Source organism: Streptomyces thermoalcalitolerans (assembly GCF_039525155.1).
Lineage (GTDB): Bacteria > Actinomycetota > Actinomycetes > Streptomycetales > Streptomycetaceae > Streptomyces > Streptomyces thermovulgaris.
In genome coordinates, this window is sequence record NZ_BAAAHG010000025.1 from 21,990 (window position 1) to 43,846 (window position 21,857).

General features: G+C 71.3%; 21 protein-coding genes and 1 pseudogene. 11 read left to right on the forward strand and 11 right to left on the reverse strand.

The genetic code is table 11. The annotated features are described in order from the left end of the window. Positions 1-156 precede the first annotated feature (156 nt). On the forward strand, positions 157-714 hold the full coding sequence (ybiA, locus tag ABD224_RS16080; RefSeq protein ID WP_344050276.1) for a riboflavin biosynthesis intermediates N-glycosidase: 558 nt from the start codon (positions 157-159) through the stop codon (positions 712-714). A gap of 134 nt (positions 715-848) precedes the next feature. On the opposite strand, the gene ABD224_RS16085 is transcribed toward ybiA, so the two are convergent. Beyond that, positions 849-1,304 carry a DUF4190 domain-containing protein gene (locus tag ABD224_RS16085; RefSeq protein ID WP_344050277.1) on the reverse strand — a complete coding sequence of 152 codons (456 nt, stop codon included), beginning with the start codon at positions 1,302-1,304 and terminating at the stop codon, positions 849-851. A gap of 236 nt (positions 1,305-1,540) precedes the next feature. Next, entirely contained in the window at positions 1,541-2,275 is a 735-nt protein-coding gene (locus ABD224_RS16090) for a DUF4190 domain-containing protein (protein WP_344050278.1), read from the reverse strand. A 170-nt stretch (positions 2,276-2,445) separates the two neighbouring features. Here ABD224_RS16090 and ABD224_RS16095 point away from each other — a divergent pair, with 170 nt between their 5' ends. Continuing rightward, a complete protein-coding gene (locus ABD224_RS16095; protein ID WP_344050279.1) occupies positions 2,446-3,522 on the forward strand; it encodes an adenosine deaminase in 1,077 nt (358 codons plus the stop codon). Continuing rightward, complete coding sequence (locus ABD224_RS16100) at positions 3,519-4,229, forward strand: glycerophosphodiester phosphodiesterase (protein ID WP_344050280.1); 711 nt, start codon at positions 3,519-3,521, stop codon at positions 4,227-4,229. Before ABD224_RS16095 ends, ABD224_RS16100 begins: the two co-directional genes overlap by 4 nt. A gap of 57 nt (positions 4,230-4,286) precedes the next feature. On the opposite strand, the gene ABD224_RS16105 is transcribed toward ABD224_RS16100, so the two are convergent. The 3 genes from ABD224_RS16105 to ABD224_RS16115 form a co-directional block, all read right to left on the reverse strand. Then, a complete protein-coding gene (locus ABD224_RS16105) occupies positions 4,287-4,829 on the reverse strand; it encodes an HXXEE domain-containing protein (protein ID WP_344050281.1) in 543 nt (180 codons plus the stop codon). Positions 4,830-4,874: 45 nt separating this feature from the next. Further along, a complete protein-coding gene (locus ABD224_RS16110; protein WP_344050282.1) occupies positions 4,875-6,065 on the reverse strand; it encodes a polyamine ABC transporter substrate-binding protein in 1,191 nt (396 codons plus the stop codon). 222 nt (positions 6,066-6,287) lie between these two features. After that, entirely contained in the window at positions 6,288-7,727 is a 1,440-nt protein-coding gene (locus ABD224_RS16115; RefSeq protein ID WP_344050283.1) for a gamma-aminobutyraldehyde dehydrogenase, read from the reverse strand. 171 nt (positions 7,728-7,898) lie between these two features. Between ABD224_RS16115 and ABD224_RS16120 the strand changes: the two genes are divergently transcribed. The 6 genes from ABD224_RS16120 (at position 7,899) to ABD224_RS16145 (ending at position 13,737) form a co-directional block, all read left to right on the forward strand. Further along, the gene (locus ABD224_RS16120) at positions 7,899-8,411 is read left to right on the forward strand and encodes an Lrp/AsnC family transcriptional regulator (protein ID WP_344050284.1); all 513 of its coding nucleotides are present in this window, start codon (positions 7,899-7,901) and stop codon (positions 8,409-8,411) included. Then, positions 8,396-9,775, forward strand: a complete 1,380-nt coding sequence (locus ABD224_RS16125; protein ID WP_344050285.1) for an aspartate aminotransferase family protein — start codon at positions 8,396-8,398, stop codon at positions 9,773-9,775. Before ABD224_RS16120 ends, ABD224_RS16125 begins: the two co-directional genes overlap by 16 nt. A gap of 294 nt (positions 9,776-10,069) precedes the next feature. Next, positions 10,070-10,813 (forward strand): ABC transporter ATP-binding protein, encoded by a 744-nt coding sequence (locus tag ABD224_RS16130; RefSeq protein WP_344050286.1) that lies wholly within the window; start codon positions 10,070-10,072, stop codon positions 10,811-10,813. Further along, the gene (locus ABD224_RS16135) at positions 10,795-12,219 is read left to right on the forward strand and encodes a hypothetical protein (protein WP_344050287.1); all 1,425 of its coding nucleotides are present in this window, start codon (positions 10,795-10,797) and stop codon (positions 12,217-12,219) included. The genes ABD224_RS16130 and ABD224_RS16135 overlap by 19 nt, the downstream gene beginning before the upstream one ends. Before the next feature lie 132 nt (positions 12,220-12,351). Then, on the forward strand, positions 12,352-12,759 hold the full coding sequence (locus ABD224_RS16140; protein ID WP_344050288.1) for a VOC family protein: 408 nt from the start codon (positions 12,352-12,354) through the stop codon (positions 12,757-12,759). Between the two features lie 234 nt (positions 12,760-12,993). Further along, positions 12,994-13,737, forward strand: coding sequence for an LAETG motif-containing sortase-dependent surface protein (locus ABD224_RS16145; RefSeq protein WP_344050289.1), 744 nt, complete (start codon positions 12,994-12,996; stop codon positions 13,735-13,737). A gap of 59 nt (positions 13,738-13,796) precedes the next feature. Here the strand turns inward: ABD224_RS16145 and ABD224_RS16150 are convergent, their stop codons facing one another. The 5 genes from ABD224_RS16150 to rlmN all read right to left on the reverse strand — a co-directional run bounded on the left by ABD224_RS16150 (position 13,797) and on the right by rlmN (position 19,956). Further along, positions 13,797-14,594, reverse strand: a complete 798-nt coding sequence (locus tag ABD224_RS16150; protein WP_344050290.1) for a maleylpyruvate isomerase family mycothiol-dependent enzyme — start codon at positions 14,592-14,594, stop codon at positions 13,797-13,799. Between the two features lie 214 nt (positions 14,595-14,808). After that, the gene (locus tag ABD224_RS16155; protein WP_344050291.1) at positions 14,809-15,828 is read right to left on the reverse strand and encodes an ABC transporter ATP-binding protein; all 1,020 of its coding nucleotides are present in this window, start codon (positions 15,826-15,828) and stop codon (positions 14,809-14,811) included. After that, entirely contained in the window at positions 15,829-17,502 is a 1,674-nt protein-coding gene (locus ABD224_RS16160) for an ABC transporter permease (RefSeq protein WP_344050292.1), read from the reverse strand. A gap of 44 nt (positions 17,503-17,546) precedes the next feature. Further along, a complete protein-coding gene (locus ABD224_RS16165; RefSeq protein WP_425580985.1) occupies positions 17,547-18,605 on the reverse strand; it encodes a thiamine ABC transporter substrate-binding protein in 1,059 nt (352 codons plus the stop codon). Positions 18,606-18,849: 244 nt separating this feature from the next. Next, on the reverse strand, positions 18,850-19,956 hold the full coding sequence (rlmN, locus tag ABD224_RS16170) for a dual-specificity RNA methyltransferase RlmN (protein ID WP_344050294.1): 1,107 nt from the start codon (positions 19,954-19,956) through the stop codon (positions 18,850-18,852). 172 nt (positions 19,957-20,128) lie between these two features. On the opposite strand from rlmN, the pseudogene ABD224_RS16175 reads away from it, so the two are divergent. Both ABD224_RS16175 and ABD224_RS16180 read left to right on the forward strand, forming a co-directional pair. Next, positions 20,129-20,647: pseudogene (locus tag ABD224_RS16175) on the forward strand (HAD domain-containing protein). Positions 20,648-21,109: 462 nt separating this feature from the next. Beyond that, on the forward strand, positions 21,110-21,268 hold the full coding sequence (locus tag ABD224_RS16180; protein ID WP_344050296.1) for a hypothetical protein: 159 nt from the start codon (positions 21,110-21,112) through the stop codon (positions 21,266-21,268). Positions 21,269-21,613: 345 nt separating this feature from the next. Here ABD224_RS16180 and ABD224_RS16185 read toward each other — a convergent pair whose 3' ends face one another. Further along, positions 21,614-21,790: a hypothetical protein gene (locus ABD224_RS16185; RefSeq protein ID WP_344050297.1), complete on the reverse strand. Its 177-nt coding sequence runs from the start codon at positions 21,788-21,790 to the stop codon at positions 21,614-21,616. Positions 21,791-21,857: the final 67 nt, after the last annotated feature.

Below are 21,857 nucleotides of genomic sequence, written 5' to 3' on the forward strand. Positions count from 1 at the left end.
GCTCAATGTGAGTGCCGATCCTGACAGAATCAGGGGACTCCAACAAGGGATTCCGTTGTTTCCTTTTGATTACGCGACGGAATCTGTCGACCAGGTGTCGAGCAGGGGCGGGAAAGGAGAGACGGATTGTCAGTGGCGCGTGCCACACTCGCGTGCATGGCAGAGATCGATTCCAGGGAGGCCCTGGTCAGGGCGGTCCGCGCCGGGAGACGAGTCAAGTATCTGCACTTCTGGGGTCATCGGCCGCGCCCGGACGGCCGGCTGGGAGCGAGCTGTCTGAGCCAGTGGTGGCCGTCGCCGTTCACGGTGGACGGTGTGGAGTACGCGACGGCCGAGCACTGGATGATGGCGGCGAAGGCCCGTCTCTTCCGGGACCGGGAGGCCGAGCGGCGCGTCCTGGCGGCGAAGCATCCCGCGGAGGCGAAGAAGGCGGGGCGCCTGGTGCGCGGCTTCGACGAGGCGGTGTGGCGCGAGGAACGCTTCGGCATCGTGGTGGAGGGCAGCGTCCACAAGTTCGCGGCCCACGACGATCTGCGGGAGTTCCTGCTGAACACGGGCGAGCGCATCCTGGTGGAGGCGAGCCCCGTGGACCGGGTGTGGGGCATCGGTCTCGCGGCGACCGACGACGGAGCGATGGACCCGGAGCGCTGGCGCGGCCCGAATCTGCTGGGCTTCGCGCTGATGGAGGCGCGTCGGCGGCTGCGCGGCGGCTGAGGCGCGTCGGGACTCGGTGACACGGGCTCCGGGCCCGGTGGCGGAAAGGGCCGGGGCCTGTGCGGACCTCCCGGTGGTGTCCGCACGGGCCCCGGCCCGGACGACACGGGTCACTCTCCCTCAGCCCATGGCACTCATGGGCCCATGACGCTCATGAGGCTCGCGAAGAGCAGGAGGCCGAGCAGCGGCAGGACCACGGTGGCGATGATGCCGCAGACGAGCCCCGCCGTGGCCGCTCCCTTGTTGGTCGCCTCACCCCGGTTGGCCTTCCCGCGGCCGATGGCGCCGAAGATGATCCCGAGGATGCCCAGGATCACGCCGAAGAACCACAGGAAGAAGGTGAGACTGCAGACCACGCCGATGATGCCCAGCACCAGCCCGGTGGTGCCCATGCCGTTGCTCGGCTGGGCCGGCATCCCGTAGCCGCCCGCCTGCGGATAGGACGCCGGGGGCATGCCCTGCTGGCCGGGAGCGGCGGGGTAGCCGTAGGACGGGGGGTTGGACTGCGGATAGCCATAGCCCGGGGCCGGCTGCTGCGGGGGCTGGGACGGCGGCCCGAACCCGCCAGGCGTCGGATTGGTGCCGGACATGAGAAACGATCTCCCCTCCGTTGAACGACCCTCGCCATCCTAGTGATGCGCTCCCCCTCGCCGGGAGTTCCGGATCCTGTCGCCCGGACCGGTGATGCGCCGGAAGCGAGCACATCGTCATGCGGTGTCACGCGATGCGGCTGCCTCGGGCGCGGCGGCGCGGCTCCTCGGTACCGCTGCGGGCGCCTCGGCGCGGCGGCGCGTCCCGGTACAGCCGCGGCTCCTCGGCGCGTGCCTCAGTGGAAGGCGGGAGCGGCGGCCGCCGGGCGGACAGCGCCGTAGTAGTCGTCCTTCCAGCCGTCCTCCTCGCTGTTGATGGCCGCCGTGATGCCGATCGCTATCAGCACCACCACGACGAGGCCGAGGACGAGCCCGATGACGCCCATGACCAGGCCGGCCTGGGCCTGACCGTGGTTGTCGGCGAGACCCTGTTCGGCCTTGCGGCGGCCCTTGACGCCGAAGACGATGGCGAGGACGCCGAGGACGACGGAGACCACGCCGTACAGGCAGAACAGACAGCAGGCGAGGATGCCGAGCACCATCGCGGCGATGCCCATGCCGTTCTGCGGCTGGGCCGGCAGGCCGGGCCAGCCGTAGCCCGAGGGGTAGCCGGGGTAGCCGTATCCGCCCGGCACTCCGGGACCGGTGGGGGCGACGGGCGGCGGAGGCACCGCGGAGCCCGAGCCGTCGAACGGCGCACTGCCGGCCGGGGGCGTGGCCCCGTGCGGTGGCGGCGGCGAGTGCGGCGGCGCGAACCCGGCGCCGGGCATGGAGGCGATGGTGGGCTGGTCGTGCACGGACGGTCCCTGCGGCCCGGCCACCCCGTCCGCGACGGTGGGCGTGCCCGACGGCTGCGCGGGTCCGGCGGGCGGGGGCGTGTCGTTCTTGTTCAGCGAGGTCCCGCGCTCCGGAGGCGCCCAGGGGTCGCGGTTCCCCGAGTTGGGCCCGCCCGGCTGCGTCGCGTCCGTCATCTGGAGTTCCCCCCCTGCGTCGATCGTCCCGCCATGCTACGGCCCGCCCGCCGACCGCCGTCGCCCGGCCCTTCGACGGACCGCCTACGATGACCGCGAGTCACCGATCAGCCGATCACCCGCGTCCCGCCGCCCAGCGGCCCGGGGACGCCGCCTGTGGGGAGGACCCCTTGACCGACCATCTCGTCGAGCCGCGCGTCCCGCGCGACCTGAGCACCTTCATCGCCGGGCTGCCGAAGGCCGAACTGCACGTGCACCACGTCGGCTCCGCCTCCCCCCGCATCGTCTCGGAGCTGGCCGCCCGTCACCCCGACTCCAAGGTCCCCTCCGACCCCGAGGCCCTGGCCGAGTACTTCACCTTCACGGACTTCGCCCACTTCGTCGATGTGTACCTGTCCGTCGTGGACCTGATCCGCACCCCGGAGGACGTCCGGCTGCTGACCTACGAGGTGGCCCGTGACCTGGCCCGCCGGCAGGTGCGCTACGCCGAGCTGACCGTCACGCCGTTCTCCTCCACCCGCCGCGGCATCGACGAGCGCGCCTTCATGGACGCGATAGAGGACGCCCGCAAGGCGGCCGAGGCCGAGTTCGGGACCGTGCTGCGCTGGTGCTTCGACATCCCCGGGGAGGCCGGGCTGGAGTCGGCCGAGGAGACCGTCCGGCTCGCCACCGACGACCGGCTGCGCCCCGAGGGGCTGGTGTCGTTCGGGCTCGGCGGGCCCGAGATCGGTGTACCGCGGCCGCAGTTCAAGCCCTACTTCGACCGCGCCCTGGCCGCCGGGCTGCACTCGGTCCCGCACGCCGGCGAGACCACCGGCCCCCAGACGGTGTGGGACGCGCTGCACGAGCTGCGCGCCGAGCGCATCGGCCACGGCACCAGTGCCGCGCAGGACCCGAAGCTGCTCGCGTATCTCGCCGAGCACCGGATCCCGCTGGAGGTGTGCCCGACCTCCAACATCGCCACCCGGGCCGTGCGCACCCTCGACGAGCACCCCCTCAAGGAGTTCGTCCGGGCCGGGCTCCTCGTCACGATCAACTCCGACGACCCGCCGATGTTCGGCACCGACCTCAACAACGAGTACGCCGTGGCCGCCCGCCTCCTCGGCCTCGACGAGCGGGGCATCGCCGAGCTCGCCAAGAACGCGGTGCACGCCTCCTTCCTCGACGAGGCCGGCAAGGCGCGCATCGTGGAGGAGATCGACGCCTACACCGCGCAGTGGCTCGCGGCCGCCCCTCAAACCCCATGAGCCCCGCGCGGACCGTGACGGCCGTGGCGCACCGCGGCGACCCCTACCGCTTCCCCGAGAACACGCTCGACTCGCTGCGCTCCGCGCTCGACCGGGGCGCGGACGCGGTCGAGATCGACGTACGCCCGACCCGGGACGGCGTTCCCGTCCTGCTGCACGACGCGTCGCTGAAGCGGCTGTGGGGGCACGACCGGCCACTGGGGGCGCTGTCCGCGCAGCAGGTGCGCGAGCTGACCGGCGGCCGGGTGCCCACGCTCGAGGAGGCGCTCGCCGCGACGGACGGCAGCCGGGTGCTGATCGATCTGCCGGGCCCGGTCCGTCCGCGGGCGCTGCGGCAAGTCGTCGACGTGGTCCACGCGTGCGGGGCACAGGAGCGGGTGTACTACTGCGCGGGCGCCGAGACGATGCTCGCGGTGCGTGCCGCCGACCCTCGTGCCGAGCTCGCCCTGACCTGGACCACGCTCGCGCCCCCGCGGGCCGGGCTGCTGGACGCGGTGCGCCCGAGGTGGCTGAACTACCGCTTCGGCCTGGTGACCCGCGACCTCGCGGCCCGTGTCCACCGCGACGGCTATCTGCTGTCCGTCTGGACCCCCGACACCCGCCGCTCCCTGCGGCGCCTTCTCGGCCTCGGCGTCGACGCGATCACCACCAACCGGGTCGACCTGCTGTGCGCGCTCCTCCGGAAGCCGGCCGCGAGGTCTTCCTGACGGCGGCCTGCCCCGGACCGGCGGGCACGGCCACCCGGTCGCGCACCGCACCGGTCCTCAGCGTCCGCGGAGCACCCGGTGTGCCACCGCGTGCGACGCCACGGTGGCCGCGCCCGCCAGGCCGAGGCCGAGAGCCAGGTCCCGGGCGCGGGTGGGGCGCAGGACCCCGGCACGGCGCAGCCGGGACCGGGCCCAGAGGGTGAAGGGGACGACCACGACGGGCGAGGTGGCCGATCCGGGTGTGTAGCCGCGGAACGCGGCGGCCTGGGCCAGGTGGGCCAGGCCGTGCAGTCCGAAGCCGTCCAGGGCCGTCTGGAAGAAGGCGGACCGGCCGCCGGTCGCCGCTCCGGCGGCGGACGCGGCGGCGACGATCGCGCCCATCACGCCCACGGCCGCCGCGAACTGCCGCCCGTCCACGGACTCGGCCCGCCGCCACACCGCCTCCGGCACCCCCGGGAACCGCTCCCGCAGCACCGGCGCATTGCGCCGCAGCCACCCCGGCATGGCGGCCAGCTCCTCTATGTCGTGCAGGGCCCAGGCCGCCAGCAGCCCTAAGGTGACGGCGGGGCCCACGTGGTGATCGCTCGGCTTGTGCGTCATGGGGCGAGTCTGCAGCAGTTTCCCGGCCCGCGGGCCCGCAACGGCCTACATGCCCACGATCCCGTTCCAGCGCTTGGTGAACTCCCTGCGTTCCCCGGGGGTGATGTTCCGGGCGACGGCGAGACGCCTGCGCAGGGCGGCGTCGGGGAAGATCAGCGGGTTCTCGGCCAGGGCCGCCGTCTCCTCGTCCTTGGAGTCGGCGAGCACGTCCTGGGCCGCCGGGACCGGGCAGATGTAGTTCACCCAGGCGGCGAGCTCCGCGGCGACCTCGGGCTCGTAGTAGTAGTCGATCAGACGTTCCGCGTTGGCCTTGTGGCGGGCCCGGTTGGGGATCATCAGGGAGTCCGACCACAGTTCGGCGCCCTCCTCGGGCACGACGAAGCGGATGTCGGGGTCGTCCGCCTGGAGCTGGATCACGTCGCCCGAGTAGGCCTGGCAGGCCAGGACGTCGCCGCTGACCAGGTCCTTGGTGTAGTCGTTGCCGGTGAAGCGGCGGATCTGGCCCTTGCGGACCTGCCGTTCCACCTGGTCGCAGACGGTGTGGAAGTCGTCGGCCGTCCACCGGGTGATGTCCACGCCGTTGCCCTGCATGAGCAGGGCGAACGCCTCGTCGACGCCGGAGAGCAGGGTGACCCGGCCCTTGAGGTCGCTCGCCCACAGGTCGGAGACCTGGCGGATCTCGCGGCCGAGTCCGCGGCGGTTGTAGGCGATGCCGGTGATGCCCGACTGGTAGGGCACGGTGAACCTGCGGCCCGGGTCGAAGGCGGGCGAGCGCAGCAGCGGGTCGAGGTGGCGGGCCACGTGCGGCTGGCGGGCGCGGTCCATCTCCAGCACCCAGCCCAGCCGGACATAGCGGGCGCACATGTGGTCGCTGACCACGATGAGGTCGCGGCCCGTCTGCCGGCGGTTCATCAGCGAAGGGCTGATCTTGCCGAAGTACTCGTCGTTGTCGTTGATCTCCTCGATGTAGCCGACGGAGATGCCCGTGCGCTTCTCGAAGGCCTCGAGGGTGGGCCGCCTGGCCGGGTTGTCGTCGTCGGTGTCGATGTACAGCGGCCAGTTCGCCCAGACCAGCCGGCGGTCGGTGGCGGAGACGTCCGGGACCGTGCGGTCACCGGGTTCGACGTAGGCGGAGGGCACACCGCATCCGGCGAGCGCGCCGAGGGCGGCCGCTCTGCCCAGGGCGCGCAGCAGGGAGCGGCGGGTGGGCACGGGCGTCTTCGAAGTCCGGGGCACGCCGTCAGCATGACGTTCTTGTTCGCGTTCGGACAATGGACGCGGCGTCCAGCGGGCCCGGGCGAAGCCGACAGCCTGTCGATCACCCGCGGTGTCCGGTCATCCGCGGTGCGAGGACACGGGCGCGGCCCCGGACGGTCCGTCTCCGTCCGGGGCCGCGGGTCCGCGTTCCGGTGCGGCCGGCCGGTCGCACGGTCACCGGCCGGCCGGTTCACCGGCGGGTCAGGCGTTCAGCGACGTCATGACGTGCTTGATCCGCGTGTAGTCCTCGAAGCCGTACGCCGACAGGTCCTTGCCGTAGCCGGACTTCTTGAAGCCGCCGTGCGGCATCTCGGCGACCAGCGGGATGTGGGTGTTGATCCACACACAGCCGAAGTCGAGCTTCTTGGACATCCGCATGGCGCGGGCGTGGTCCTTGGTCCACACCGAGGAGGCCAGGGCGTAGTCAACGCCGTTGGCCATCTCGACGGCCTGCTCCTCGTCCGAGAAGGACTGGACGGTGATGACCGGGCCGAAGACCTCGTTCTGGATGATCTCGTCGTCCTGCTTGAGGCCCGAGACGACGGTCGGGGCGTAGAAGAAGCCCTTGTCGCCGACCCGGTGGCCGCCGGTCTCGACCTTGGCGTGGGCGGGCAGCCGCTCGATGAAGCCGGCGACCTGCTTGAGCTGGTTGGGGTTGTTCAGCGGGCCGTAGAGGACGTCCTCGTCGTCCGGCTGCCCGGTCTTGGTCTCGGAGGCGGCCTTGGCGAGCGCGGCGACGAAATCGTCGTGGATGGACTCGTGGACCAGCACCCGGGTGGCGGCCGTGCAGTCCTGGCCGGCGTTGAAGAAGCCGGCGACCGCGATCTCCTCGACGGCCTTGTCGATGTCGACGTCCTCGAAGACCACGACCGGGGCCTTGCCGCCGAGCTCCAGGTGGACCCGCTTGAGGTCCTTGGCGGCGGACGCGGCGACCTGCATGCCGGCGCGTACGGAGCCGGTGATGGACGCCATCGCCGGGATCGGGTGCTCGACCATCATGCGGCCGGTCTCGCGGTCGCCGCAGATGACGTTGAAGACGCCCTTGGGCAGGATCGACCCGAGGATCTCGGCGATCAGCACCGTGGAGGCCGGGGTGGTGTCCGAGGGCTTCAGCACGACCGTGTTGCCCGCCGCGATCGCCGGGGCGAACTTCCACACGGCCATCATCATCGGGTAGTTCCACGGCGCGACCTGGGCACAGACACCGACCGGCTCACGACGGATGATCGAGGTCATCCCCTCCATGTACTCGCCGGCCGAGCGGCCCTCGAGCATCCGCGCCGCACCCGCGAAGAAGCGGATCTGGTCGACCATCGGCGGGATCTCCTCGGTGCGGGTCAGCCCGATCGGCTTGCCCGTGTTCTCCACCTCGGCCGCGATCAGGTCCTCGGCGCGCTCCTCGAAGGCGTCCGCGATCTTCAGCAGGGCCTTCTGGCGCTCGGCCGGGGTGGTGTCGCGCCAGCCCGGGAAGGCTGCCGCGGCGGCGGCCATGGCGGCGTCCACATCCGCCTGTCCGGACAGCGGCGCGGTCGCGTACGCCTCGCCCGTCGCAGGGTTCACCACCTCGGTGGTCCGTCCGTCGGCGGCGTCCCGGAACTCACCGTCGATGTAGTTGCGCAGACGACGCAGCTCGGTGCTCACTGCCGGCCCTCCTGATCCTGTTCAAGCTGTCCAGTGGCTGAGACATCCACCCTAGCCCGCGCTCCGACGTTTTCAACAGCACTGTCACCAGAAGTTCTGCGAAATCCGCAAGTCTCAGTCTCATAAACAACGGATTTCATCGCATCAGCCTTGCGAAACTGACGAGACCTCGTGCACAGTGGGGTCGTGCCCAGTCGAAGCGCAGACTCCAAGGACTCCCGTGAACCGCGGAACGGCCACCACCTGGACGCCGTTTCCCTCGCCATCATCGAGCAGTTGCAGGAGGACGGCCGCCGGCCGTACGCCGCGATCGGCAAGGCCGTCGGCCTGTCCGAGGCGGCCGTGCGCCAGCGCGTCCAGAAACTGCTCGAGCAGGGCGTGATGCAGATCGTCGCCGTCACGGACCCGCTCACCGTGGGCTTCCGCAGACAGGCGATGGTCGGGATCAACGTCGAGGGCGACTCGGAGGTCGTGGCGGACGCGCTGACCGACATGCCGGAAGTCGAGTACGTGGTGATGACCGCGGGCTCGTTCGACATCCTCGCCGAGATCGTCTGCGAGGACGACGACCAGCTGCTGGAGGTCGTCAACAAACGCATCCGGGCCCTGCCCGGCGTGCGTTCCACCGAGAGCTTCGTCTACCTCAAGCTCAAGAAGCAGACCTACATGTGGGGAACCCGATAACCGTGAGCAAGGATCTCAGCCGTACCGCGTACGACCACCTGTGGATGCACTTCACCCGCATGTCCTCGTACGAGAACTCCCCCGTGCCGACGATCGTGCGCGGTGAGGGCGCCTACATCTACGACGACAAGGGCAAGCGCTACATCGACGGCCTCGCGGGGCTGTTCGTGGTCCAGGCCGGTCACGGCCGCGCGGAACTGGCCGAGACGGCGGCCAAGCAGGCGCAGGAGCTGGCGTTCTTCCCCGTCTGGTCCTACGCCCACCCCAAGGCCGTGGAACTCGCGGAACGCCTGGCCGGCTACGCACCGGGCGACCTGAACAAGGTCTTCTTCACCACCGGCGGCGGCGAGGCGGTGGAGACCGCCTGGAAGCTCGCCAAGCAGTACTTCAAGCTGATCGGCAAGCCCACCAAGCACAAGGTCATATCCCGCGCGGTCGCCTACCACGGCACCCCGCAGGGCGCCCTGTCCATCACCGGCCTGCCGGGCCTGAGGACGCCGTTCGAGCCGCTGGTGCCGGGCGCGCACAAGGTCCCGAACACCAACATCTACCGCGCCCCGGTCCACGGCGACGACCCCGAGGCCTTCGGCCGCTGGGCCGCCGACCAGATCGAGCAGCAGATCCTCTTCGAGGGCCCGGACACGGTCGCCGCGGTCTTCCTGGAGCCGGTGCAGAACGCCGGCGGCTGCTTCCCGCCCCCGCCCGGCTACTTCCAGCGGGTCCGCGAGATCTGCGACAGGTACGAGGTCCTGCTCGTCTCGGACGAGGTCATCTGCGCCTTCGGCCGCCTGGGCACGATGTTCGGCTGCGACAAGTTCGGCTACGTCCCGGACATGATCACCTGCGCCAAGGGCCTGACCTCGGGCTACTCCCCGCTCGGCGCCTGCATCGTCTCCGACCGCCTGGCCGAGCCGTTCTACCGGGACGGCAACGTCTTCCTGCACGGCTACACCTTCGGCGGCCACCCGGTCTCCGCGGCGGTGGCCCTGGCCAACCTCGACCTGTTCGAACGGGAGAACCTCAACCAGCACGTGCTGGACAACGAGGCCGCCTTCTTCTCCACCCTGCGGAAGCTGCACGACCTGCCGATCGTCGGCGACGTCCGCGGCAACGGCTTCTTCTACGGCATCGAGCTGGTGAAGGACAAGAACACCAAGGAGACCTTCAACGAGGAGGAGACCGAGCGGATCCTGTACGGCTTCCTGTCCAAGGCGCTGTTCGACAACGGCCTGTACTGCCGTGCCGACGACCGCGGCGACCCGGTCGTCCAGCTCGCCCCGCCGCTGATCTCCACCCAGGAGACCTTCGACGAGATCGAGCAGATCCTGCGCGCGACCCTGACGGAGGCATGGACCAAGCTGTGACCGGCGTGCCTCTTCCGGCACATGTGTCTGCCGGAGGCAGTCGGGCAGACACCTCCGATCAGATGATGATCACGGCCCCGGTGTCCGCCGTTCGTGTGAGAAACGGCGGCCCGGGGCCGTGTGCTGTCCGGCCTCCCGGTGTCGGCTGCCTAGCGTTCCGGTAACCGATCGGCTCCGCCTTCGTTCCCCCGGACGGGGGATGCGCAGGAGGATCCCACGGACCCGCGCGGCCATCCCCGCGGCATCCGCGCGACAGTCCGCGCGGCATTCCAGCTCCGAACCGAGGTGTACGCCATGGACGCCCCACCGGACAACGACGTGCTCTGGGCGCGCGCCCTGCACTACACCCACCAGGACGGCTCGCCCGGCCTGGAGGACGTCTCGCTCGGCGTCCGGCAGGGCGAGATCCTCGCCGTCGCCGGACCGCGCGGCAGCGGCAAAACGACTCTGCTGCGGTGCCTGTCCGGGATGGTGCGGGTGCGGCGGGGCGAGGTCTGGTTCGACGGCACTCCCGTGCACACCCTCGGTCCGCTGGCCCGCGAGCGGCTGCGCCGCACCCGGTTCGGCTGGATCGACCCCGTTCCGGTGCTCGTACCGGAGCTGACCGTCTGGGAGAACACGGCCCTGCCCCTGATGCTGCGCGGTGCCGGCCGGCGCCAGGCCAAGGCGACCGCCCAGGAGTGGCTGGACCGCCTCGACATCGGCGACCTGGCCCGCAAGCGCCCGCACCGGCTGCGTCAGGCCGAGCGGCAGCGCGCCTGCATCGCCCGCGCGCTCGCCCCGGCCCCCGCGGTGCTGTTCGCCGACGAGCCGGCGGCCCCGCTGCACCGGGCCGACCGCGTCCATGTGCTGCGCACGCTCACCACGGCGGCCCGTTCGCACAACATCACCGTCGTGCTCGCCACGCACGACCCGGAGACCGCGGCCTTCGCCGAGCGCACGGTGGCGCTGCTCGACGGGCGACGCGTGCAGAGCGTGCATCTGCCCCCGGTGGACGACGCGACGGAAGGCCGGGCCACGTGCTCGCTCTCCGCCTGATCCACCTCGCCCGCCCGGCCGTCCAGCTGCGCCGTCTGGCCGTGGCGGTGGCGTCGGCGGGCACGGGCTTCCTGCTGCTGTGCTGCCTCGGCTACGCCCTGGGCCACCCGGAGCAGTCGGCCGCCGCGGTGCGACGCCTGTCCTGGTGCGTGATGCCTCTGGCCGCGACGGTGTATCTCGCGATCGCGGTGGCCCGCACCGACCCCGGCACCCGCCCCCGGCCCGGACTGTCGGCGCTCGGGCTCGGCCCCGGCCGTCTGATGGCCGTCTCGATGGCCACGACGGCCCTGTCCTGCGGGTTCGGCTCCCTGCTCGCGCTGCTGGCCTTCCTGCGTCTGCGCGGTGACCTGACGGGCCTGCCGTACGACGGCGCGGGGTCGGACGCCCTGGCCGTGGGGCACCCGTTGCCGGTGGCGGGGGCGCTGACCCTGCTGGCCGTCGTCCCGGTGCTCGCCTCGGGGGCGGTGGGGCTGGTGCTGCGGCCGCGGGAGGACCGCGCACGGCCGCCGCGCCGGTCCGCGGGCGGCGGTACGGCCGAGGCTCCGGCGTCCGCGCACGCCGGCCATACGGCACACCCACGTGTCGACGCCCTGGCCCACGTTCCCGCCGGCGGCCCGGCACAGGTCTCCTCCGACGGCCCTGCCGGCGTTTCCGCCGGCGTTTCCGCCGACGTTTCCGTCGACGTTTCCGCCGACGGTCCGGCCCCTGCTCCGGCCGACGGCCCGGCCGACCGGTCCGACGCCCGTCCCGCCTCCGGGCAGGAACGCACGCACGACACCGCCGTCCCTCACCTTCCCCCGGCTCCCCGGCATCCTCCCGCCGGACTTCCCTGGGGCATCGCCGTCCTCACCGTCGGTCTGACCGTGGAGTCGTACACCGGCCGGTCCTCCTCCGGAAGTGCCCTCCCCGGCGGCCTCACGGCCGATGTCCCCGTGCTGCTCGGCTGGCTGCTGACCGCCCTCGGCCTCGCCCTCGCCGGACCCGGCCTGACCCATCTGTGCGGTCTCCTGCTCCAGTCGGTGCGTCCGGGCGCCCTGCGGCTGCTGGCCGGCCGGGGCCTGATGGCGGAGGCCGGGCGCGTCGGCCGCCCCCTGGGGGTGATGTGCGCGGTGGCGTCGGGGGCGTACGCCGTCACCGCGTCGTACGGCGGAACCACGCGGCCCCTCGGCCCGCTGACCGCCTTGGGCGTGTCGCTCGTCGTCGGGTGCGCCGTGACGGTCTTGCTGACCGCGGCCGTCGAGGCGCGGCAGGCCCGTGCCGGCGCCGTCGCCGCCCTGCGACGCCTCGGCGCACCCGCCACGACGCTGCGCGCCGCCGTCCTGCTGCGCGCCGGCGCCCTTCTGCTCCTGTTCGCCCCGCTGACCCTGCTGGTCGCCGGTCTCTCCACGCTGCCCCTCGCCCGTTGACGGAGCGTCATCTGCCGGCGACCGCCACCCGTCGACGGGCCGTGGGAAAAACTTCCGCTCCCACCGATGAGTTCCGCGCGGCCCCCGGGTCCACCCCTGTGAACGGCGACGAAGCGAAGGGAGAGACCCACCGTGCACCAGCAGATGATCTTCGTGAACCTGGCGACGAACGACGTGGCCGCCTCCGGGAAGTTCTTCACCGACCTCGGCTGCACGATCGACCCGCAGTTCTCGACCGACGACTGCTCCTGCGTCGTCATCAGCGACACGATCGTCGTGATGCTGCTCAGCAGGCAGCGCTACGCCGAGTTCACCAAGAAGGAGATCGCGGACTCGACGAAGACCAGCGAGGTGCTGATCGGTCTGAGCGCGGAGAGCCGCGAGAAGGTCGACGAGCTGGTCGAGAAGGCCGTCGCGGCCGGCGGCACGGCGACCGGCAAGCCGCAGGACCACGGCCACATGTACAGCCGGGCCTTCGACGACCTCGACGGCCACACCTGGGAAGTCGTGTGGATGGACCCGGCGGTCGTGCGGGGCTGAGCCCACGGGGTGCGGCGGGCACCCCTTCTTGCCGCCTGCCGACGGGTTGAAACCTACTGGCGGTTAACAAATAGGTAAAGTGAACGTCGGCAGGTGGCTTGCTCATTGACACTCCTTATGGAGCGCTTATACATCTGAGCCCTCTGGGGGTGCTGGGACCTCGGTCCGTCGTCACCCCAACGCCCCCTCCACCCCCCGCAATCGCCACATCCCGTGAAGGGAAAAGTGACCACCGTGTCCATATCCCGCCGTACCGCGCGCACTGTGCGCATCCTCGGTGTCGCCTCCGCGTCCGCCGCTCTCGCTCTCGGCGTCGCGGGCAACGCGTTCGCCTGCAGCATCAAGGACTTCTCCGCCGAAGCCAAGTGCGACGGGGAGAAGGGGATCATCACCGTCAAGGACGTGGACCCCTCCGGCACTCCGGCGACGGTCACCGTGTTCCTCCAGAACAACAACGCCGACGAGCGGATGGTCGGCGAGCAGGAGGTCAAGGGTTCCCGCCAGGGCACCACGGTCACCTTCGCCGAGGACTGGGAGCCGAACGCCGTCTACCGCGTCCACATCAAGGCCGTCGGCAAGAACGGAAAGGTTCTCGTCGACAAGGACATCGAGCCGAACCTGACCGCTCCGTCCACGGCCTGCGCGGCGAAGGCCCCGAGCACCCCGGCCTCGCCGGCGGAGCCGGAGACCTCGACGCCGTCGGCGTCCGAGCCGGAGCCGACGGCATCCGAGTCGGAGCCGGCGACGGAGTCCGCGTCCCCGGCGCCGTCCGCCTCGGAGAGCACCGCCGCTTCCGCCGGCGGCTCGGACAACGCCCCGTCGCCCGCGATCGGTGAATCCAACCTCGCCGAGACCGGTGCCAACTCCAACACCGGTCTGATCGCCGGTATCGCGGCCGCTCTGGTCGTCATCGGCGGCGGTGCGGTCTTCTTCGGCCTGCGCCGCCGGGGAGCGAGCAACGACAACAGCAACCGCTGACGCTCCCGCGGCTCACCGTCCGTGGCCCGCCTCCGTCCCCGGGGGCGGGCCACAGCCGTTCATCCGAAGGTCGCCCGCTCGAGCCAGAACTCCAGCAGTTCCCGCTCGCCCAGCACGTCCAGCCCCGGGCTGTCCAGGGGAAGCCGGCGGTAGAACGCCAGCAGCACGGAGGTGAGCGGCCCCCGCAGAGCCACGGTCGCCTTCTCGTGCCCGCGCCGCCAGACGACGCCCTCCTCGGTGAGTTCCACGACCCACTCGGCGTTCAGCTCCGGCCCGGTGTCGGTGGCGTGCAGATGGATGCTGCGCCCCTCTCCGCGCAGCTCCGCAGCCGCCGGGACCGCCTTGCTCCGCTGCACGAACTCCACGATCTCCAGCCACTCGTCGAGGGCGTCGACGGCCACCTCGGGAGCGACCTCGTAGGGCAGCTTGGCGGTGAGCGCGGCGTCGGCGCGGTGGATGGTGACCTCGTGGGTCATCCGGCGGGCCCAGAAACCGGTGTCCCGGATCCCGGCCCAGGTCCACACCACGGTGTCCGGGCCGGCCTCGCGGAGGGCGGCGACGGTGATCCGGCCGGTCTCCAGCAGCCAGGCGTTCAGGGCGGCGGGGTCGCCCTGTGCCTCGGGTCCTTTCACGAGCGGGATCCGCTCTGCGGGGATGTTCTCCTGCGCACGGGTCCTGACCAGTGCCTCCACCCAGCGCAGGGCGCCTCCCGTGTGCCGCACCAGCTCCTCCAGCGACCAGTCGGGGCAGGTCGGCACGGTGGTGGACAGGTCGGCGCCGGAGGTGAGGATCTCCGACAACTGGCCTACCTGGTGGGAGATTTCGTCGCAGTAGCGGTCGTAGGCGAGTCGCGTCATGCCCCGCACCCTAGGGGGTGCCGTTCGTGTCGTGCCGGGAATTACGGGGTCCGGCACGCCCGTCCGCCGTGTGGTCGTCACCCGCCGGTGCCCCGCGCCGGCTCCCTCCCCCGCCGTGCGATCGCACGCGCCGGCCCCCGCTCACCCCGGCCGCACGGCATCGCCCGCCGGAGCCGGCCGCCCGGCCCGTACGGCACCGCCTGGGCTCCGCGGCTCAGGTCAGCACCACGGTCTCGGCCGGATCGAACTCCACGCCGGTCTCGGCGCCGACCTCCGGTGCCGTGCGCAGGGGGCAGGCCGCTTCGAGGCGGGGGGCGTTGCGGGGCTGGAGGTGGAGGGTGACGTGGGTGCCCTTGAAGGTGCGGGCGGCGACCGTGCAGCGCAGGCCCTCGGTGGGGGGAACGAGACGGACACCGGCGGGGCGGACGAGGAGGGTGCGCGTGCCCTGGGGGGAGCCGCCGGGAACGGGCACCTTGCCCCAGGGGGTGATCGCGGCCTCGCCGTCGACGGTGGCCTCCACGACGTTCTCGAAGCCGAGGAAGCGGGCGACGAAGGCGTCGGCCGGGTGCTGCCACACCTCGAGCGGGGTACCGGTCTGGGCGATCCGGCCGTTCCGCATCACCACGACCCGGTCGGCGAGCGCGAAGGCCTCGCCCTGGTCGTGGGTGACGGCGAGCACGGTGGTGCCCAGCCTGCCGAACAGCTCCCGCAGTTCGACGACGAGGCGTTCCCGCAGCGAACGGTCGAGCTGGCCGAGCGGCTCGTCCAGCATCAGCAGACGGGGGCGGGGGGCCAGAGCCCGGGCCAGGGCCACCCGCTGCTGTTCGCCGCCGGAGAGCGAGGCCACGGCGCGCCGCTCGGCGCCGGGGAGACCGACCAGGTCCAGCAGTTCCCCGACCCGTGCGGCCCGTTCGTTCTTCGCCATGCCGTGCATCCGCAGGCCGAAGGCGACGTTTCCGGCCACGTCCCGCTGCGGGAACAGCTGGTGGTCCTGGAACATCAGGCCGACCCCGCGCCGGTGCACCGGTACCGCCGCCTGGTCGCGCCCGTCCAGCAGCACCCGCCCGGAGTCCAGCGGCTGCAGCCCGGCGACCGCCCGCAGCAGGGTGGACTTGCCGCTGCCGCTGGGGCCGAGCACGCACACGATCTCGTGCTCGGCGACATCGAGGTCCACCGCGTCGAGCACCGTACGCCCGTCGAAGCGTACGGTCGCGGCCCGAAGAGTCAGCAGCATCTAGAACTCCCCGCCCCGGCCGACGGGAGTTCCCCCGGCCGGGCCTGCCCCGGACCGGGGAAGCAGCCGTTCAAGGATCAACAGCGCCACCACGCACACCACCATCAGAATCGTCGACAGGGCCATCGCCTGGCCGTAGTTGAGGTCGCCGGGCCGGCCGATCAGCCGTGCCACGGCGACCGGCAGCGTGGGGTTGTCGGGCCGTGCGATGAACACGGTCGCCCCGAACTCCCCCAGGGACACCGCGAAGGCGAAACCGGCGGCGACCAGCAGCGCCCGCCGCACCATGGGCAGGTCGACCTCCCGCCACACCCGCCACGGCGAGGCCCCGAGCACGGCCGCCGCCTCCCTCAGCCGTTCGTCCACCGCGCGCAGCACGGGCAGCATGGTCCGTACGACGAAGGGCACGCCGACCAGGGCCTGTGCGAGCGGGACCAGGATCCAGGACTGTCTGAGGTCCAGCGGCGGCCGGTCGAGGGCGATCAGGAAGCCGAAGCCGACGGTCACCGCGGAGATCCCGAGGGGCAGCATCAGCAGCGCGTCGAAGCCCCGTACGAGCCGTTCCGCGAAGGAGGCCCGTCCGTCGGAGCGGGAGCGGGCACGGGGGAGGCGGGTGAGTGCGGCGGCGGCCAGACCGCCGATCACCACGGCGATGGCAGTCGCGGCGGCGGCGTACGACAGGGAGGTGCCGACGGCGTTGACCGGCGCGACCAGGAAGACGCCGCCGTCGGGGTCGGTCAGCGCCCGGTAGTAGCCGAAGCCGGGCGCGGTGAGCGAACGCTGCACCAGCACGGCCGGCGGCAGGACGAGCAGCAGCGCGATGGTGACGAGGACGCCGATGAGAAGCGTCCACTGTCCCACGCCCCGCGGCCGGCGGGCGGTGAGGGCGGGGTCCACCAGTTTCAGCGTGCTCTCCCGGCGCCGTACCGTCCAGGCGTGCACGGCGAGGATCGCGCCCACCGCCAGGAACTGGATGATCGTCAGGACCGCCGCGGTGGACAGGTCGAAGATCTGGGCCGTCTGCCGGTAGATCTCCACCTCCAGGGTGGAGAAGGTGGGGCCGCCGAGGATCTGCACCACACCGAAGGAGGTGAAGGTGAACAGAAAGACCATCAGCGCGGCGGCGGCCACCGCGGGCGCGAGCGCGGGCAGGGTCACCGTGCGCCAGGCGGCCGCCGGTGAGGCGCCGAGCATCCGGGCCGCCTCCTCCTGCCGGGGGTCGAGCCCCGCCCACAGGCCGCCCACGGTCCGTACGACGACGGCGTAGTTGAAGAAGACATGGGCGAGCAGGATCGCCCACACCGTGGTGTCCAGGCGGACGCCCCACAGCTCGTCGAGCAGGCCGCCGCGCCCGACGAGGGCGAGGAACGCGGTGCCGACGACGACCGTGGGCAGCACGAACGGCACGGTGACGACGGCTCTGAGGACCTGACGGCCGGGGAAGTCGAGGCGGGCGAAGACATACGCGCCGGGCAGGGCGACCAGCAGGGTGAGCGCGGTGGAGGCGAGCGCCTGCCAGGTGGTGAACCACAGCACATGCCGGGTGTCGGACCGGAGGAGCACCTCGGCGATCCGCCCCACCTGCCAGACCCCGTCGGCCTCGAGGCCGCGCCGGACGATCGCGGCCACGGGGTAGGCGAAGAACACCGCGAAGAACGCGGCGGGCACGGCCATGAGGCCGAGCCGCGCCGCGTTCCCCGTACGGCGCCCGCGCGGAGCTACTTCAGGACGAGCGAGGTCCACGACTTGACCCACTGGTCGCGGTTGCCGGCGATCTTGTCGGGAGCCATGGTCTCGGGGTTCTCGGCCGGGGGACCGTACTTGGCGAACTCCGGCGGCACCTGGGCGTCCTCACGCACCGGGTGGACGAACATGTTCAGCGGCATGTCCTCCTGGAACCTCTTGGTGACCAGGAAGTCCAGAAGTGCCTTGCCGCCCTCGGGGTTCCTGGCGTTGCCGAGCAGCCCGGCGTACTCGACCTGCCGGAAGCAGGTGCCGTACGCGACCCCGGTGGGCGCGTCCTTCGGCCGCGGATCGGCGTAGACGACCTCGGCGGGCGGCGAGGAGGCGTAGGAGACGACCAGCGGCCGGTCGCCCTTGGCCTTCCTGCCGCCGGCGGAGCCGGAGAACTCCTGGTTGTAGGCCACGTCCCAGCCGTCGACGACCTTGACGCCGTTGGCCTTGAGCTTCTTCCAGTAGTCCTGCCAGCCGGCGTCGCCGTACTTCGCGACGGTGCCGAGCAGGAAGCCGAGGCCGGGCGAGGAGGTGGCGGCGTTCTCGGTGACGAGGAGGTTCTTGTACTGCGGCTTGACGAGGTCGTCGAAGGTGGCCGGCGGGGCCAGCTTGCGGTCGGCGAAGTACTTCTTGTCGTAGTTGACGCAGATGTCGCCGGAGTCGATCGGGGTGACCCGGTGTCCGGCCTCCTCGGCCCGGTACTCTGGCCGGATCCGGTCGAACTCCTTGGGCCGGTACGACTGGAACAGTCCGTTGTCCAGGGCCCGGGACAGCAGGGTGTTGTCGACGCCGAAGAAGACGTCGCCCTGCGGGTGGTCCTTGGTGAGGATGGCCTTGTTGACGGCCTCGCCGGCGTCGCCGGACTTGAGGACCTTGACGGTGTAGCCGGACCGCTTCTCGAAGTCCGCGATGACGTCCTTGGAGACAGCCCACGAGGTGTGGCTGACCAGAGTCACCGTCTTGGTGTCCGCGGACGACGAGGTGCTCTTGCCGTTCGACGACCCGCACGCGGACAGCGTGACCAGGCCGAGCCCGATCGCCATGGCGACGAACGTCTTGCTGTGCACTGGATGTTGCTCCTGGGGTTGGCCAGGAAGAGGCGCGGCCCTGCCCGGGATCCGGGGGGGATGCCGGGCAGGGCGCAACAGCTCGAGTGAAGACCGATCTCCCTATCCAGAATGACCTGGACGAGGTTCAGAGGGTCTGCGGCCCGTGCCGCACTCTCAGCGCTGTGGCGCTCCCCTGTCGGACTATGAAGATGTGTACGGCTTTAAGACTACCGTTCGCCTATCGGGCGGTTGCAGCCAGCTGTCCGCATGCTCCGTCGATCTCCTGGCCGCGGGTGTCCCGGACGGTCACCGGCACCCCGTGGGCGGCGATGGCCTCGACGAACGCCTTCTCGTCCTCGGGCCGTGAGGCGGTCCACCGGGAGCCGGGGGTCGGGTTGAGCGGGATGAGGTTGACATGCGCCGGCTTGCCCTTGAGCAGCCGGCCGAGCCGGTCGCCGCGCCACGCCTGGTCGTTGATGTCCCGGATCAGCGCGTACTCGATGGAGAGCCGGCGTCCGGACTTGGCGGTGTACGCGAAGCCGGCGTCCAGCACCTCCCGCACCTTCCACCGCGTGTTGACGGGGACGAGGGTGTCGCGCAGCTCGTCGTCGGGGGCGTGCAGGGAGATGGCGAGCCGGCACTTGAAGCCCTCGTCGGCGAACCGGTGGATCGCCGGGACCAGACCCACCGTCGAGACGGTGATCCCCCGCTGGGACAGCCCGAGGCCGTCCGGCTCGGGCGCGGTCAGGGCGCGGATGGCGGCGACGACGCGGTTGTAGTTGGCGAGCGGCTCGCCCATGCCCATGAACACGACGTTGGACAGCCGGGCCGGCCCGCCGGGGACCTCGCCGTCACGCAGGGCGCGCATGCCGTCGACGATCTGGTGCACGATCTCGGCGGTCGACAGATTGCGGTCGAGGCCCGCCTGTCCGGTGGCGCAGAACGGACAGTTCATGCCGCAGCCCGCCTGTGAGCTGATGCACATGGTCACCCGGTCCGGGTAGCGCATGAGCACGGACTCCACGAGCGTGCCGTCGAAGAGCCGCCACAGGGTCTTGCGGGTGGCGCCCTGATCGGTCGACAGATGCCGTACGACCGTCATCAGCTCCGGGAACAGCGCCTCACGCAGCTTGGCGCGCGACCCGGCGGGGATGTCGGTCCACTGCTCCGGGTCGTACGCGTACCGCGCGAAGTAGTGCCGCGAGAGCTGCTTGGCGCGAAACGGCTTCTCGCCGATCGCGGCCACGGCCTCCTTGCGCTCGGCGGGGGACAGATCGGCAAGGTGCCGCGGCGGCTTCTTGGCTCCGCGCGGGGCGACGAAAGTGAGTTCTCCGGGCTTGGGCATGGTGGTACCAGTGTCGCAGATCCACTCGGGTGACCTGCGGGCGTCGCCCGGTGCGGCTGCCGGTGCGCCGCGGTGGTCGTCGCCGGTCGCCGTTGGGTCGCCTCGGACGGCCCAGAGACGGCCCGGCGACAGAGGGTGTCACTCCCCCGCCGCGCCGGGCTGCGGTACCGCCGTGACCAGCGCGGCGGAGCGCCCCCTCCTCTTCCTCGACGTCGACGGCCCGCTCATACCGTTCGGGGCGTCGTCCGGTCGCCCGCAAACCCCGCTTCCGGCTCCCGGACGTCCCCCGGCCAGGAGAACCCGCTGCTCGGACGGCTCGACCCCGGCCTCGGGCCGCGCCTCATGGCCCTGGGCTGCCGGCTCGTATGGGTCTCGACCTGGATGGAGGAGGCGAGCGAGGCCGTCGCCCCACGCATCGGACTGCCGAGGCTGCCCGTCGTGGAGTGACCGGACGCCTGCGCCGACGACGGCCCGCGCGGCCTGCACTGGAAGACCCGCCACCTCGTCGAAATGGGCCGGCCGCCGGCCGTTCATCCGGGTCGACGACGAGATCGGCGCCATGGACCGCCTCTGGGTCGCCGCCCGGCATCCCGGGCCGTCGCTGCCGCACCGCGTCGACCCGGCCAGGGGCCTCACCGACGCCGACTTCTCCGCGCTCGCCGACTGGCTCCGTGCCACTGCGCCGCACTGAGCCGCAAGGCCAGGCGATGAGAAGAGGCGGGCACGCCGTGATGGGCAGTCAGCCAATGCCCCTGCCGGCGCCGGGCCAGGCCGCTGAATGCCGTTGGTATCCACCGTCGTTGCCGTCACTGCCGTCGGTGGTAACATGATCACTTTTCAGAAGTTCGTTTTCCACCCGGTCCGACTGGGGCCCGCCTCGCACCGGTACCGCGCGTCGTACGGATTCTCCGTTTGCACAGCCACCTGGGACTCGTAACGTTGCTAGTAGGCAGTGTGTTCAGCTGATTCCTTGACGCGTCGGCACGCCAGCGACGGAATACGCACTTCATTGAGGGTTGAACAACCGCGCGCGGTTCGCCAGTTCCCAGGTTCTGCTTGAACCTGTCATCAAGCGCCACCCAACCCACCACGGGCATTTTCTGATGATCGACCGTCGGACAAGCAACCCGGAATTCACAGAAGAGATGGAGGCATGACCGTCAAAGAGATGATCAGCGTCGTTTCCTGGGGAGAAGACCGACTCGATGTATTCGGAATCGGCACCGACAGCCAGATGCACCACAGGCACTGGGACGGGAGCAAGTGGCAGCCCGAACAGGGCTGGAAATCCCTCGGCGGAACCTTCACGTGATCCGACAATAAATCGGACAGACCCGAGTGCTTGCACTCGACGGTGCGCCGTCCAGCGGTGAGGACGGCGCACCGTGCGTGCTGCGGATGTCGGGTTCGGCCTCAGCCTTACCGGATCGGTCATGGGGCGTCGGCACCGTCGGCCGGCCGGTGTCCTCGTCTGATCGTCCGTTGGCCTTCGGCGTTGGCCGGTGCCGTCCGCGCCTGTCGGTGTCAGCCGTTGATGTCAGCCGGCCAACTCCCCTTTGACCGATCTGTTGCCGGTTCCCGGGCTTGGGCGTGGTGGTACCGGTGCCGTGGATCCGCCGGGGTGGATCCGGTCGGCCGTGGAGAGCCCGTGGCGGGGTCAGAAGAGGTCGGTGATCAGTGCGATGCACCAGGAGAAATACGTCTTCGTCCGGTGCCAGAGGTTGCAGTAGAGCCGTGGTCTGCGCCGTCCGTCCTGACTGATGAGGGCGTTGCACCAGCGGCACGGAAGATCGCCGTGGTATCTGCCGTCGTCCCCCAAGCGAGCCCGCCCCATGCGGTGATCTTATCGGCGGGCCTCGGGAACGACCGACGCCCGGAACGCCGACGGGTCCCCGCCCGGT

Bases quoted from the DNA above. Each gene is read 5' to 3' on its own strand.
- ABD224_RS16160 (WP_344050292.1), bottom strand. From the start codon at position 17,502: ATGGCCGTGCCCGCCGCGTTCTTCGCGGTGTTCTTCGCCTACCCCGTG.
- ABD224_RS16185 (WP_344050297.1), bottom strand. From the start codon at position 21,790: ATGGGGCGGGCTCGCTTGGGGGACGACGGCAGATACCACGGCGATCTT.
- ABD224_RS16130 (WP_344050286.1), top strand. From the start codon at position 10,070: ATGGACGCCCCACCGGACAACGACGTGCTCTGGGCGCGCGCCCTGCAC.
- ABD224_RS16100 (WP_344050280.1), top strand. From the start codon at position 3,519: ATGAGCCCCGCGCGGACCGTGACGGCCGTGGCGCACCGCGGCGACCCC.
- ABD224_RS16085 (WP_344050277.1), bottom strand. From the start codon at position 1,304: ATGTCCGGCACCAATCCGACGCCTGGCGGGTTCGGGCCGCCGTCCCAG.
- ABD224_RS16165 (WP_425580985.1), bottom strand. From the start codon at position 18,605: ATGGCGATCGGGCTCGGCCTGGTCACGCTGTCCGCGTGCGGGTCGTCG.
- ABD224_RS16090 (WP_344050278.1), bottom strand. From the start codon at position 2,275: ATGACGGACGCGACGCAGCCGGGCGGGCCCAACTCGGGGAACCGCGAC.
- rlmN (WP_344050294.1), bottom strand. From the start codon at position 19,956: ATGCCCAAGCCCGGAGAACTCACTTTCGTCGCCCCGCGCGGAGCCAAG.
- ABD224_RS16180 (WP_344050296.1), top strand. From the start codon at position 21,110: ATGACCGTCAAAGAGATGATCAGCGTCGTTTCCTGGGGAGAAGACCGA.
- ABD224_RS16150 (WP_344050290.1), bottom strand. From the start codon at position 14,594: ATGACGCGACTCGCCTACGACCGCTACTGCGACGAAATCTCCCACCAG.
- ABD224_RS16105 (WP_344050281.1), bottom strand. From the start codon at position 4,829: ATGACGCACAAGCCGAGCGATCACCACGTGGGCCCCGCCGTCACCTTA.
- ybiA (WP_344050276.1), top strand. From the start codon at position 157: ATGGCAGAGATCGATTCCAGGGAGGCCCTGGTCAGGGCGGTCCGCGCC.
- ABD224_RS16155 (WP_344050291.1), bottom strand. From the start codon at position 15,828: ATGCTGCTGACTCTTCGGGCCGCGACCGTACGCTTCGACGGGCGTACG.